The organism is Bradyrhizobium sp. 197 (genome assembly GCF_023073375.1).
Lineage (GTDB): Bacteria > Pseudomonadota > Alphaproteobacteria > Rhizobiales > Xanthobacteraceae > Bradyrhizobium.
On sequence record NZ_JADPJJ010000037.1, the window covers coordinates 1 to 13927 of the forward strand.

10 protein-coding genes and 4 pseudogenes are annotated in these 13927 nt (G+C 61.0%); 10 read left to right on the top strand and 4 right to left on the bottom strand.

Annotation, left to right across the window (positions count from 1 at the left end):
• Window positions 1-260 precede the first annotated feature (260 nt).
• Window positions 261-535: pseudogene (locus IVB27_RS09040) on the bottom strand (HD-GYP domain-containing protein); the annotation flags it as partial.
• Between the two features lie 119 nt (window positions 536-654).
• Here IVB27_RS09040 and IVB27_RS09045 point away from each other — a divergent pair.
• From IVB27_RS09045 to IVB27_RS09060, 4 genes and pseudogenes are all read left to right on the top strand, one after another.
• A pseudogene (locus IVB27_RS09045) lies at window positions 655-2211 on the top strand (ISL3 family transposase).
• Window positions 2212-2325: 114 nt separating this feature from the next.
• Window positions 2326-2685, top strand: coding sequence for a hypothetical protein (locus IVB27_RS09050; RefSeq protein WP_247443001.1), 360 nt, complete (start codon window positions 2326-2328; stop codon window positions 2683-2685).
• A complete protein-coding gene (locus tag IVB27_RS09055) occupies window positions 2660-4012 on the top strand; it encodes an integrase catalytic domain-containing protein (RefSeq protein ID WP_247443002.1) in 1353 nt (450 codons plus the stop codon). Before IVB27_RS09050 ends, IVB27_RS09055 begins: the two co-directional genes overlap by 26 nt.
• Window positions 4013-4431: 419 nt before the next feature.
• Window positions 4432-4716, top strand: coding sequence for a hypothetical protein (locus tag IVB27_RS09060; protein ID WP_247443003.1), 285 nt, complete (start codon window positions 4432-4434; stop codon window positions 4714-4716).
• A 392-nt stretch (window positions 4717-5108) separates the two neighbouring features.
• On the opposite strand, the gene traD (IVB27_RS09065) is transcribed toward IVB27_RS09060, so the two are convergent.
• Both traD (IVB27_RS09065) and traD (IVB27_RS09070) read right to left on the bottom strand, forming a co-directional pair.
• Entirely contained in the window at window positions 5109-5378 is a 270-nt protein-coding gene (gene traD / locus IVB27_RS09065) for a conjugal transfer protein TraD (protein WP_247443004.1), read from the bottom strand.
• A gap of 1 nt (window position 5379) precedes the next feature.
• Window positions 5380-5706, bottom strand: coding sequence for a conjugal transfer protein TraD (gene traD / locus IVB27_RS09070; protein ID WP_247443005.1), 327 nt, complete (start codon window positions 5704-5706; stop codon window positions 5380-5382).
• A 165-nt stretch (window positions 5707-5871) separates the two neighbouring features.
• Between traD (IVB27_RS09070) and traA the strand changes: the two are divergent.
• The 6 genes and pseudogenes from traA (at window position 5872) to IVB27_RS09095 (ending at window position 12521) form a co-directional block, all read left to right on the top strand.
• Window positions 5872-8840: pseudogene (gene traA / locus IVB27_RS09075) on the top strand (Ti-type conjugative transfer relaxase TraA).
• Window positions 8841-8914: 74 nt separating this feature from the next.
• The gene (locus IVB27_RS09080) at window positions 8915-9427 is read left to right on the top strand and encodes a hypothetical protein (protein ID WP_247443006.1); all 513 of its coding nucleotides are present in this window, start codon (window positions 8915-8917) and stop codon (window positions 9425-9427) included.
• 280 nt (window positions 9428-9707) lie between these two features.
• Window positions 9708-11066 (top strand): tyrosine-type recombinase/integrase, encoded by a 1359-nt coding sequence (locus IVB27_RS09085; RefSeq protein ID WP_247443007.1) that lies wholly within the window; start codon window positions 9708-9710, stop codon window positions 11064-11066.
• A gap of 501 nt (window positions 11067-11567) precedes the next feature.
• Window positions 11568-11735: pseudogene (locus tag IVB27_RS43220) on the top strand (MFS transporter); the annotation flags it as partial.
• A gap of 76 nt (window positions 11736-11811) precedes the next feature.
• Window positions 11812-12096, top strand: a complete 285-nt coding sequence (locus IVB27_RS09090; protein ID WP_247443009.1) for an MFS transporter — start codon at window positions 11812-11814, stop codon at window positions 12094-12096.
• 5 nt (window positions 12097-12101) lie between these two features.
• Entirely contained in the window at window positions 12102-12521 is a 420-nt protein-coding gene (locus IVB27_RS09095; protein WP_247443010.1) for an MFS transporter, read from the top strand.
• 182 nt (window positions 12522-12703) lie between these two features.
• Here IVB27_RS09095 and IVB27_RS09100 read toward each other — a convergent pair whose 3' ends face one another.
• A complete protein-coding gene (locus tag IVB27_RS09100) occupies window positions 12704-13807 on the bottom strand; it encodes a S1C family serine protease (RefSeq protein ID WP_247443011.1) in 1104 nt (367 codons plus the stop codon).
• Between the last annotated feature and the right edge of the window lie 120 nt (window positions 13808-13927).

The following is a 13927-nucleotide window of genomic DNA, read 5'->3' on the forward strand; positions in this document are numbered from 1 at the left end:
GTTCGCCAAGGGTCTTCGCAAAGCAGGCCTTCCGGAATGACGTTGCTGCCTCGACTGCGAACGAAACGGCCCCGATAGGCGCACGTCCGAAACGGGTCATTCGCGCCGGTTGGCAATCGGATGCAAACTTCCGGTCTACCCTGTGAGCCGACATAAAGCTGCACCACGCCAACGGCAGCCGAAGAGCATGGAAATGAGACCGCCTCCGATCACGCCTTGAGTGGAGACGTGGAATATCCCTGCATAGGTTCGAGCAGAATTCATCTGGTAAGCGCAACATCCTTGAAAGAGACGACTAGCGCCCTGTCCAGCTTTCCCCTCATGCCGCAGAGAATATCGTACGCTGCCGCGCGCGGCATCGTCAGCTTGTAGGGCCGGTGTTCGATCAGCGTCGCAAAGATATCCGAAATGGTGAGAATGCGAACGATGTCGGTGATGTTCTCGGCGCAGAGGCGGTCAGGATAGCCGCTGCCATCGAGATATTCGTGTGATGGTGCCGCACAGCATCGAGGACTTCGGGTGAGATGTCCCCGTGTGTCATTCGGCCTGCAATATTGACCCCCTGAGCCGGGGGATTGGCGTTCAAAATTGGCTCTGACTCATTTCTGATGAAGTTCGCCGGCGACTGTGGTTCTTCAACGGAGAATCGGCGCCATGCGGACAGGATTTCGAATTTCATCGCTCGTACCGAGTGGTTTGGTGTTTGATGGCGTAAGTGATTCAGAGGATTCGGTTATTCTGGCTGTTCGGTCAGAGGCTACGGAGGCCCAGTGCCCTTTGTGCACGACAGCATCGCGCCGAATCCATAGCCGTTACATCCGGCACGTGGCCGATTTGCCATCAGCGGGCAGAAAGGTGCGCCTCCGATTGCTCACGCGGCGCTTCACATGTGAGGTGCCGCATTGCCACCGGCGGATCTTCTCAGAGCGGTTTGGAGAAGACATCGTTCCGCTTCGACGGCGCCGGACGGCACGGCTGGAATACATCGTCCATCACTTGGGGTTGGCGCTGGGCGGCCGGCCGGCGGCAAGCTTCGCCAAGCGGCTCATGCTGCCCGTTAGCAACGATACCTTGCTACGGGTGGTCCGCCGGCGGGCGGCGATGCCGACAGATCCATTGCTTGTTGTGGGCATCGATGACTGGGCGTTCCGGAGAAACCATCGATACGGGACGATCGTGTGCGATTTGGAGCGCCGGCGGATCGTTACCCTGCTGCCCGACCGGGAAACTGCGACCGTTCGGGCGTGGCTATCGAAGCACCCAGCGATCAACATTGTGTCGCGAGATCGCGGTGGTGGATACGGCGAGGCAGCAGCCAAGGCGCTGCCGAACGCCATCCAAGTCGCCGACCGCTGGCATCTGATGGAAAATGCGAGCGCGGCCTTCCTTGATGCGGTGCGCCGCTCCATGAACAGAATCCGAACCGCAATCGGAACGACGACGATCGACCCGGAATTGCTGACCTGTGCGGAAAAGCTGCGCTATCAGGGCTATCTGCGGCGCCAGGACAGCCATGCCGTAATTACGGCTCTCGCCAGCGACGGTGTGTCGCTCAAGGAGATCGTCCGCCGCACAGGACATAGTCGCAATCTGGTTCGCTAAATTAGCCGCGGCGGCGGTACGGATATGTTCCGCACCCGTCAAAGCACCCTGGACGGGCATCTGCCGTTCCTGGACGCGCAGTGGTCAGGCGGCTGTCGCAACGGTGCCGAGCTCTGGCGCCGATTGAAGGGACAAGGCTTCAAGGGATCGCTGCGCGTGGTGGCGGAATGGACGACGCGACGGCGGCGTGCCGAGACTATCAGCCATCAACAATTGCAGAAGGTCCCCGCCGCCAGGACGATAGCGCAGCTGATGACGACGAAGCGCGACCACCTAACCAGGGCGGAGACCGTCACGCTTGCGGTCATCGAACGACACGTTTCTATGCTGGCCGATGCCCAAGCTCTCGTTGGCCGCTTCCACGCGATGATCCGAAGGAAGGCCGAGATCGAGCTCGAACCTTGGATTGAAGAATCCAAGCGGAGCCTCATTGCCTCGTTCGCGAATGGAATCGCCAACGATAAGGGCGCGGTGCACGCCGCTATTACGCAACCATGGTCCAATGGCCAAGTGGAAGCGCAGATCACCAAGCTCAAGCTGGTCAAACGGCAGATGTACGGGCGCGCTAAGCTCGATCTCCTTCAGGCAAGGCTGATTGGCGCGCCATAAAAACAATCACAATCATCGAATATGCGTCAGAGCGCATTGCCTCACGCAGAATGTTACTGGACAACTTCTCGCCGATGACTGCAGCAGCGCCACCAAATTGTTTCGGTGGCCTCTATGGCGGGAAAGATCAGCATGGGTGCGCGGCGCGAGGTGTTGTCGGCGGTGATGGAGCGTTACCGGTCGGCCAAACGGGCGGAGAAGGGGCGCATCCTCGACGAGCTGTGCGCGACGACGGGCTGGCATCGCAAGCATGCGGTGCGCGCGCTCCGACGACGCGCACCGGTTGGGCCCGGCGCCGTCGAGGCAGCTCGAGAGCGCAAGCGTAGATATGGTGCGCCGATCAAGGACGCGGTGACGGCGCTGTGGGAGGCGTCCGATCGGGTGTGCGGCAAGCGGCTCAAGGTGATGATTCCCGACCTTGCTGCCGGCGCTCGAGCAACATGGCCGATTGCGGCTTGGCCAAGCGGACCGTGAGCGTGTTCTGGTCATCAGCGCCGCGACCATCGATCGCCTGCTCGTCGAAGTGAAGATCGCGGCGAGCGGCGGCAGGCGGCGCCGTGCCGGATTCTATTCGGCAATCCGGCGCGAGGTCCCGATCCGCACGTTCAATGACTGGAACAGCCCGCCGCCCGGGTTCTGCGAGGTTGACATGGTCGCCCATGGCGGCACGTCGGTGGCTGGCTCGTTCATCCAGACCCTGACGATGGTCGATGTCGCCACGGGCTGGACGGAGTGCCTGCCGCTGTTGACGCGGGAAGGTTCACTCGTCGTCGAGGCGATCAACCGGGCACAGAGCCTGTTCCCCTGGTTGTTGCGCGGCGTGGACTTCGACAACGACAGCGCCTTCATGAACGATGTCGTCGTGCCATGGTGTCGCGAACAGAAGCTCGAAGTCACACGCTCGCGCGCGTACAAGAAGAACGATCAGGCGTTCGTTGAGCAGAAGAATGGTGCCGTCGTCCGTCGCCTGATGGGCTACGGCCGCTTCGATGGCGTCGAGACGGCCCGTGTGATGGGCCGCCTCTATGCGGCGGCACGGCTCTACGTCAACTTCTTCCAGCCGTCGTTCAAGCTGAAGGAGAAGCGCCGCGAAGGGGCGAAGGTGATCAAACGCTATCATCTCCCATCGACGCCCTATGAGCGTGCATTGGCGCATCCCAAGGTGACCGCGGCCGTGAAGAAGCGGCTGCGTGATCAGTATCGCTCGCTCGATCCAGTCGCGCTGTTGGCCGAGATTCGCGCGACCCAGGACGAACTCGGCGATCGCGTCGATCGTCGTGCCGGACAGGCGCGCGGCCTGCAACGCGCCAGCACGAGCACCGCGCCAGCGACCGCAGCCTCTTTTGCGAAGACGCTCGGCAAGACGACGACGACCGGCGAGCCGCGTGCCACGCACCGGCGCACCCGTCGACCGTATAAAACCAGGGTTCGCATGCCGTCCAAGCTCGACCCGCATATTGCTGCGATCGAGGGCTGGCTCGCTACGCAACCGCAGTTAACTGCACTCGCCATCGTCGGCCGGCTCAGCGAAAAACACCCCGAGGAGTTCGGGACAAGACAGCATTCGATCGTGCAGCGTCTGCTGAGGGCGCTTAGACGGAAGACGGCCGAGCAGTTGGTCGCGGAGGAGCCGCTCGGCGAGGCAACCACTGCTGCCCCATTGCCCGGGGCTGTGGACGGCTCGGGCTATGTAGGGCCCGACCCGCCCACAGCCCCTCTCGTCGAGCAAGCCGGAAAAGCCACTTGGCGCGGCCGATCAGCCGAGGTCGCATCGACCAGTGCAATGGCGCCGTCAGGGTAACATTCGCAGATGCGGCAATACGCAGAGCCAAATTTGAACGCCGATTGACATCCAAACGGTCAACCTTGTCCGCCACCGAGATGACGACCTTGAACAATGCAAGCTTGGAGGTGACGAACGGAGCGCGCCTAGCGGATACGGTGGCATCTTGGTTCAGAAGCCAGCGAATTCGCGCTAAACCGGGCGTTTTCTGGGCAGAACTATCCGAGCAATCGGATCACAGAAGAACTTTCCCTCGCCGGACGAAGAGGGGGCGCGCAAGCATAGGCATGTCTGCCGTTGCCAGTTCGGCGGCAGACGACGGACGGTCCACGCGCAAAATGTTTTGCGCTCCATTCAGACTTAAGAGAGCGTTAATCGCGAGATGTATGATGTGAGAGTCCGCGAAGAATTTGCGGCCGCAAAATGGAGAAAGCGCTATGTGCAAAATCGCTTCAGCTATCGCGGCTGTGATGTTGGCCGCGGGTCCGCTCTGGTTGCCCGCACCTGCAAGAGCAGAGAATGGTCAAATCGCCGCGGGCGTCGTAGGGGGACTTATCGGCGGAGCGCTGTTAGGCGGCGCCCTGGCGTCACGGCCTGCTCCGCCGCCGGTATATTATGCGCCGGAACCGGTCTATGTCGAAGAGCCTGCCTGCCGGGTTGTTCGCGAGCGCTACTGGGACGGTTATGGCTGGGTCTACCGGCGACTCCAAGTTTGCAATTAATCGTCTGTTCTCGGCGACCGCCGTTTGAGCGCCTCGCTTATTCGGCCATGTCCGAGCGAGCCTGTTGACGCAACGGGAGGCGGTTATTCCATGGTCGTTTGGGAGTGATGCGGTAACAAGGGAATGCCGAGGAAATACTCGGAAATTCAACTCTTACATATCCCGCAGTTTCCTACCTGGCCGATCTCGATTCGTCTTCAGCAGCCAACAACTCCGCGGGAGCATCAGACGTTGCGGCGATATGGGTCAGGGCGCCGATGGGTGCGAAATATGCCCGAGAGTGACTTCTCCATTGCAAATTGGACGCCGAGCGGCGTCGGACACCGCGCTGATTTACAGGCGCCAGGCGGCGAGGCTGCGATCTTTGAAGTCTCCACGCTGCCCGCCATCGGTCATGCCCTATCCTGCGGCGTTTCCTGCGAGATGGTGGGCGCTTCGGTCGCCCGTTCCATAGCGAATGCCTCCTTTCCCTTTGCGGCCCAGAGCGCTCGGGCCTGTTCACCTTGATTGCTTTTGAGCCTGTCTGCCATCCAGAGCAGCGCGCCGAGGATGATGGCGCGATCATCGCCAGTCAAGTCCACGACACGAGCCTTGACGACGAGGCCGCCCAGTTCGATCAGGTGCCGCGTGCGCTTGCGGCGCTCGACTTGCCATGCGCGCATATCATGCCGCGCCCTTGCTGCCTGTTGACGGTTGCGCGCCGCCCGATTGCGCCTGAGCGCCGCCAGTGTGGCGCTCAGCTGCCGGTGCAGTTCGCCGCGCCCGGCCCTGAAAGAACGCGGCCCCACGTTTCGCCCATGTCTCCTTCCTTGTAGTTTCCTTCGTCTCGGCCAGCATGATCAGCGCGCCTGCCAGTTCGTCGGCGCTGAGGCTATCGGCCCCGGTGGCAATGACCAGTTCGCCGAGCCCAAGCACCTTACGGCTCTTGAGGTCGCGCGCCTTGTCCTGAAGTGCTTTCAGTTCCCCGTCGAAATCCCGTGGCTTTCGCATCACGTTCTCCAGCAATGTTGATGAGGGAATGATAGTTGAGCCCTGGGCATAGTGCAGTAGGGTCGCCGAGACGGTTTGGGACGGTGTAATCCCGCCCGAGAATTTTTCGAGGAAGGGCGCGCTTATACGTCGTTCCGACGTGCGCTCTGCCGTGCCACTGATCTGATCGCGACGGCGATCTATCATCTTCACGTCAAGGTCATTGGCCGCAAGTCTGGCTCCAGTGCGGTAGCGTCAGCCTCCTACCGCTCGGGCTCGCGGCTGCGCGACGAGCGGCTTGATCGCAGCCATGACTTTTCCGCCAAGCGCGGCGTCGTCCATTCCGAGGTGCTGCTGCCGGAGAATGCGCCGGAGGCATGGAGCGACCGCGAGCGGCTGTGGAACAATGTCGAGGCCTTCGAGGTCCGCAAGGATGCTCAGCTTGCCCGCGAGGTCGAATTCGCCCTTCCGCGCAAGATGACACAAGCACAAGGCATCGAACTGACCCGCGACTTTACGCAGTCAGAGTTCGTAGGTTTGGGCATGATCGCCGATCTCAATGTGCATTGGGACATCGGCGAGGACGGCATGCCCATACCCCATGCCCATGTCATGCTGACCATGCGCGCCGTGGACGAGAATGGTTTCGGTCCCAAGGTGCGAGACTGGAACCGCACCGAGATGGTCGAGCGTTGGCGCGAACGCTGGGCCGCGCTTGCCAATGAGCGGCTGGCTGAACTCGACATCGACGCGCGGATCGACCATCGCAGCCTGGAAGCGCAGAGCATCGCACTTGAGCCGCAAAACCAGATCGGCGCGCCCGCCAAACGTATCGAGGACCGGGGCATCGAGGGCGAAGCGAGCGAGGCCGACCGCGCCGAGATGCACCGTGAGATCGCGCGCAATAATGGCGAGAGGATCATCGCCGAACCTTCGGTCGCCTTGGATGCGATCACGCATCAGCAATCGACCTTCACGCAGCGTGACATGGCGAAGTTCGCGCACCGTCACAGCCAGGGCATCGAGCAGTTCAACGAAGTCATGGGCGCGATGCGCAGCGCGCCCGCTCTGGTCGAACTCGGCAGCGACGCTCGCGGCGAAGACCGCTTCACCACCCGCGACATGATCGAGACCGAACGGCGGCTGCACCATACCGCCGAAATCATGGCGGAACGGGAACGCCACGAGGTGAACGACGCCCAAAGGAAGGCGGCGGTGGCGCGTGCCGAACAGCGCGGCCTCGTCCTTTCGGGCGAGCAGGCTGATGCCCTGGTGCATGTCACGGATGGCTGCGAGCTCAGCATCGTGGTCGGTTATGCCGGAACCGGCAAGAGCGCGATGCTGGGCGTGGCGCGGGAGGCATGGGAGGCGGCGGGCTATGAGGTTCGGGGCGTGGCACTTTCCGGCATCGCGGCGGAAAACCTCGAAAGCGGATCGGGCATCGCGTCGCGCACCATCGCCAGCATGGAGCATGGCTGGGGACAGGGCCGCGACCTGCTCAGCTCGCGCGATGTTCTGGTGATCGACGAGGCCGGTATGGTCGGCATGCGGCATTGGAACGCCTGCTGTCCCATGCTGCCGACGCCGGCACCAAGGTTGTGCTGGTCGGGGATCCGCAACAGCTGCAATCCATCGAAGCGGGCGCAGCCTTCCGCTCGATTCACGAGCGTCATGGCGGCGCGGAAATCGGCGAAGTACGCCGTCAGCGGGAGGACTGGTAGCGCGATGCCACGCGCGATCTGGCGACCGGCAGGACTGGCTATGCGCTTGACGCCTATCGCTCCCACGGCATGGTGCACGACGCGCAAACCCGAGAGCAGGCGCGTGGCGATCTGATTGAGCGCTGGTACCGCGAGCAGCGGGCGTCACCAGATAAGAGCCGCATCATCCTCACCCACACTAATGACGAGGTACGAGCGCTCAACGAGGCAGCGCGCGAAAAGATACGGGAAGCCGGGAGCCCTGGCGATGAGGTGCGCGTCACGGTCGAGCGCGGCGCGCGCAACTTTGCTACCGGGGACCGCGTCATGTTCCTGCAAAATGAACGCGGCCTCGGCGTCAAGAACGGAACGCTTGGCATCATCGAACAGGTTAGCCTGCAAGCCATGTCGGTGCGCACCGATGACGGGCGTAGCGTCACCTTTAACCTCAATGATTATAACCGTATCGATCACGGCTATGCCGCGACCATTCACAAGGCGCAGGGCATGACAGTGGATCGCACCCATGTGCTGGCGACGCCGGGCATGGATGCCCATGCGAGCTATGTCGCCTTGTCGCGGCACCGCGACGGTATGGAGCTGCACTATGGCCGAGACGATTTTGCCAATCCGGACCGGCTCGTCCGCACCCTGTCGCGTGACCGGGCCAAGGACATGGCCTCGGACTACGAGCAGCTCGATCCGGCCCAAGGCTATGCCGAGCGGCGCGGGATCACCTTCGGCGAGCGCGTTGCCGAGATCGTGCGCAAGGTTGTGCCCGAGAGGGTGCGCAACATGGTAGATGGCCTGCGCCCTGCCGAAGCCGCGCGTGGCCCGGATAGCGCGCGGAGGCCGGAACGGGAAGCGCCGGAAAGGAAGGCGGAAGACCCTGAAGCGGCGCTGCGCCAAGCTCGCACCAAGGCACTCGTCCGCCATGCCCGAGCCGTGGATGCGATCTTCGATATGCAGGAGCGGGACGGCAAGGCGAGCCCCGAGCAGGTGAAGGAATTGCAGGAGGCCCGCAAAGTCTTCGCGGAGGTGCGACCCTATGGCCCGCACGACGCCGAAGCGGCCTACAAGAAGAACCCGGAACTCGCCCTTGAAGCCGCTTCGGGCAATTCGGCCCGCGCCATCCGCGCGCTCCAGCTGGAAACCGAGTCGCGCACCGATCCGGGCCGCCGCGCCGACCGTTTCGTGCAGCGCTGGCAGAAGCTCGACCACACTAGCCAGCGTCAGTATCAGGCGGGTGACATGTCGGGCTACAAGGCGACGCGCTCGGCGATGGGCGACATGGCCAAAAGCCTGCAACGCGATCCACAGCTTGAATCCCTGCTCGCCAACCGTAAGCGCGAACTCGGCATCGGCGGCAATTTCGGCTCAGGCCGTCGTCTTGGCGACGAACTCGCCTTCACACACGGTATCGAGCTTGGCAGAGGCCGCAGCATCGGGCTCTGAACCCGCCGATTGGCTATCGATCCGTCGCAACGGCAGCATTTGTTGCGTGGGAATGGCTCCAGCGAGAAGAACACGTGTTCGGTGCTTTCGAGATAAGCCACTATCGACCGAAAGAGCGCCCTAACAGTGTGCGCATCGTCCATCCAAAAAATGGTGAAGAAGCCTGGTGGCCACTGTTCGATGAGACTGGCGAGACCTTATTCCCCGAGCTGATGGCCGAGCTGGACGCTATTAAGCTGACGACCGTATCCGGCCTGGTCTTTCGACGCGACCGTTCGCACCGGAGGTCTCCTACCCCGCTGCCTTGGATCACGGCCAAGCGGGATCTTCGCTATCTACGCGGGGTCGTGAAGAAGATCGTCCATGCAGCGGACCTTCGCGAAGAGCTTTCCTTTACATCATTCCGCCACGGCGGCTTTACCGAGGGAGCCGACAGCGATCTGACGGACGCTGAGCTCAGAGCCGCTGGCCGCCATCGCTCCTCGCGACAGTTGCCGACCTATGCAAAGCGCACACGGAAACAGCTAATTTCGGGCACCAAGAAACGGCGAGAGGAAAGAACAAAAGCAGCTGGTTTGTCGGAATAGACACGACGCGTCTGTCGGAATGGCGACCGCGACAAACCCCTAAGCTATTGAAAAGCTTGGTGGGCGCACGAGGGCTCGAACCTGGGACCCGCTGATTAAGAGTTCAAAACCGGCGCCTCTCTACGATTTCTGAATCTGCGCTACACTACGATGAGGTCGAAGAAGACCTTTTATTTATAGGGACTTGTCGCATAGCTTCGCAGTCCGGCGAACGCAGACCTTCAAACACCTCGGCTCGCCAAAACCGTTTGAAAACTGTTTTAACAGTTCACGTCCCCGCATGACCGATATTCGCATTGCTCTCAGCGACAAGGCTATCGCTCAGCTACCGACTCCTGAAGATGGCTGGTATCTGGCTCGCGACACCGAGCTGAAAGGCTTCTTCGTGGTCGTGGGGAAGCGGAAAAGGACCTTCACCATTCAAGGTGATCTTAGGCAACGAGGAAAGCGGGCCTCATCCATTAGAGTGTCTATTGGAGATGCCAGCGAGTTAACGACCCGAGCGGCCCGCGCGCTTGCCAAGGAATATCTTGCGCAAATCAGCAAGGGAAAGCACCCGAAAGCGAGGCAAGACGGAAACGCCGAACAGGGCAATACCAACCGGGATGAAGCTGTAGCGAGCGTTACCCTGAAGCAGGCTTGGCAACGCTATCTGGAAGCCCACTTGATTCGAAAAGGCCGTAGCGAAAAAACGATAAGCGGCTATCGGGATCACGTCGAACGTATCTTTTCCGAATGGCTTGACACCCCTCTGCTCGACCTCGCGAACGATCCCGGTCGCGTCGCCGAAAAGCATGATGAGCTTTCCAAGGAGAACGGTCCCTACATGGCGAATGGCAGCATGCGGACGCTGCGGGCCATTTACAATCATGCTCGGAAGACCAATCGATCGCTGCCGCGCGACAACCCCGCAGATGCAGTCGATTGGAATCAGGAAGAGCGCAGGAACACGGGTATGGGGACCGGCGATTTGAAAGGATGGTTTCTCGAGCTAGCCAATCTAGACAATCCAATCCGGCGCGAATTCCATCTTTTCACATTGCTGTGTGGGTCTAGGCCCACCGCATTGCAGCAGGCTAAGCCCGAACACATCAATTTTCGACGGCGAACGCTCCACATCCCTAAGCCCAAGGGAGGCAGCAAGCGAGCGTTCGACATTCCGCTGTCTCGGGAAATGATCCTGAGCCTCATTCGAGTGCTTCGTTTCGGCAGGCAAATGCACCCGTCTCAGGCGCAAGATTGGTTGTTCCCAGCCGAGAGCGCCTCTGGACACCTGGCGGAAACAAAGGAAGACCGAGATATCTTGTCGAAATGGGGCAATGATCTTCGTCAGACATTTCGGACAATTGCCGCCGCTGCTGGCGTTTCCGAATTCGACGCCAAGCTCCTCATGAACCATTCGATCCCTGGTGTGAATGCAGGCTATGTCACCCGACGCAAGCTGGTTGAAGACCACCTGCGCAGCCAGCAGCAAGCTATTAGTACGGTTGCGTTTTCTGGTCTCGATAAGTCGCTCGTAGGACAAGGGCCGTTGTCAGATTGGCTCGGTCACGCGGCAAGCCGACGAGTCGTCAGCCTTTTCCAATTGAAGCCAGCGCCCCTCAGCGAGGAGAAGGAAAGAATTCGGCAAGCAGCCTGATCCAGGCTGCGATCTGATCGAGGCGCCCACTGCGTCCCGAACGCAGTGAGCATCTTCTAAGTTATTGATCTTTCTCCATGCGGCGACTGCATTGGTCGCGTTCTGTTCACGGTCGTTTCACTTAATTCGTTGCGATTTCGTTGCGGCGTCCCTAGACGAGAACGAGACCTGATCGTTGGACACGCAGGCTGAGACCAGCCCTGGTCGCAGGCTACGTGGCGTTTTTCCAAATGCCTACTTTCCGAATGCAGCCGAAGTGGAGCGCAACGTCTGGGAGTTCCGCACGACCGTATGCCTTGAGCGAACCCCAGAATGGCGGAATCAAAGCCTGCTTGATTATCCAGTGTACCGTCCAACCTGTTGCTCGAACGTCTCGGTGCGCGCACATGGATTGCCCGGACATCATGCTCAGCTGGGGCATCCTCTCCGGATTGATGGCATGTCTGCCCTGGATCTCGCATTTCCGGGCTCAGCAATGAGAACACTTTCTATGTCCTGCGCGTGCTGCTCGGTGCCGCGGAGGCCGGCTTCTTCCCGGGCTTCATCTTTTATCTCACGCTTCGGTTCCCAGCAGAGTATCGGGCCAGGATCGTCGGATATTTCATGGCCGCGATTCCACTCTCGACCGTTATCGGCGCGCCGATCTCAGGACCGTTGCTCTATCTGCATGGAGGCTTCGGCCTGGCGGGGTGGCAGTGGCTTTTCCTCATCGAAGCGATTACCGGCAGTTGTCCTGGCCGTCGTCTTGTTCTTTTATCTGACGGACCGCCCCGAAGAGGCAGATTGGTTGGCGCGCGACGAGCGGGAATGGCTCAGCCACAGGCTGTCGATCGAGCGCCGCAACCGCGAAGCTGTACACGGTCTCCGAGGTTCTGTTCGATCGGCGCGTGATCAGCCTAAGTCTGGTCTATTTCGAGCGGTCGCGATCAATTACGGCCTCAGCTTCTTTCTTCCTCAGATCGCAAAGGCATTCGGACTCAACACCTTCCTGACCACCCTCGTGTCTGCGGCGCCCTACTTGTCGGCGTGATAGGTATGGTCTGGTGGGGCCGGCGTTCGGATTGGGCCGCGGAGCGACGCTATCATGCAGCATTGCCGCTGCTGGTGGCATCCGCAGCTCTCGTTTCGGCTGCACTCGTAGATGATCCGAGCCTGAAGATGCTTGCGTTCTGTATCGCAGGATTCGGCATCTTCGCTTGCCTGCCAGTTTTCTGGACATTGCCAACCGCTTTTTTTGTCGGGCGCCGCGGCCGCCGCTGGCATCGCGGTGATCAATTCAATCGGCAATCTCCCGGGATTCGCCGCCCCTTCGCAATGGGTTGGCTCAGAGATCATACCGGCAGCTATAGAGACGGTCCGCTGCTCCTCGCGGGGCTTGGCATCATTGCGATGGGACTCGCACTCGGAATTGGTCATAACGACGCGCTTGAGCGCTCTGCATCGGCTTCGGAATGAATGCGGAATCGGCCAGCCATCTTTGCGCAGGCAGGAAGGATGATGGCGCTGGCGCTCGCCAGCACAATGGCTGCCGCCGCGCTCTTTCAGCCGGTGCTGACGGGGCAACCACGCCAAATCAAGCCCCATGCGGAGGCGCCTCAAGTGCGTGAGGCTGCCGAGTAGAACAGACACCGGCGGGTTCATTGCTGGGCCGGCTGGGAGATGTCCGTGATGGTCAGCTTGGCCATGCGGGTTCGTCCAGCACGTTCAACGGTCAGCTCAACTTGTTTGCCGATCCCCTCCTCATCGAGGATCGAAGTCAATTCCTCCATGCTGTGGACTGGCTTGCCGTTCACTTCGGTGATGATATCCCCGATCACTCCGTCCTCACTCGCGCCTTCAATTCCGGCTTGCGCGGCAGGAGAGCCGGGTAACGTTCGCAGGATGATCACTCCGTCAATTCCGAGGCTCGTTGCCTGGTCCTGCTTGGCAGCCACGATACCGACGCCCGGCAGCGGGACGTGACCATTGCGGATCAACTCGGCCGCAACGCGGTTGACGATGTCGACGGGAATGGCGAAGCCGATTCCAGCCGAAGCGCCCGAGCCGGAGAGGATGGCACTGTTCACGCCGATCAGCCGTCCGGCGCTGTCGAGCAGCGGGCCGCCGGAGTTGCCGGGATTGATGGGTGCGTCGGTCTGAATCATCCCCTTGACCTCGCGCGCGGTGACCGATGGCAGTTTTCGGCCAAGCGCACTCACGATCCCGGAGGTTAACGTCTGGTCAAGGCCATACGGATTGCCGATCGCAAACGTGCTCTGGCCTACTTGCAGATCAGCCGAACGCCCCACGGCAATGGGATGCAGCGCTGATCTTGGCCGCTCCAACTGAAGCACGGCGAGATCGTAGTTTGGAGCGGCGCCCACCACACGGGCGGCGACGAATTCGCCGGACGTCAGCCGAACTCCGATTTCGGCCGTGCCATTGATGACATGATGATTGGTGATCACATGTCCGGCGACGTCCCATACAATGCCCGAGCCCGACTGCACCGTGCTTTCCTGCTCGTCGGAAAACACGGACCTGCTGGGCGTGCCTCGAGCGAACACGTGCACCACAGATGGCGATACCTCCTTGAAGAGACGGACGGTCGCCTGCTCGGTTGCGGCGAGATCGGCGCGGGGCGTGACCGTGCGGGGAGCAGAGGCAGAAAACCAGAGCGCAGTTACGAACGGCTGCACCACCCATAGGGTTACCAGAAGCAACAACCAGACGATCGCCAAGCGGAGGAAACGAACGGGCACCCTGATGCCTCCTTGCCGGCATCTTAAATTCGGGGAACTCCAATCGTTCCTTGTAACTGTTCAGAGAAACGCGCCGGGCGAGCCTTGTGCGTCCGGGCTCGCTCGGCGGGCAGAGACGAT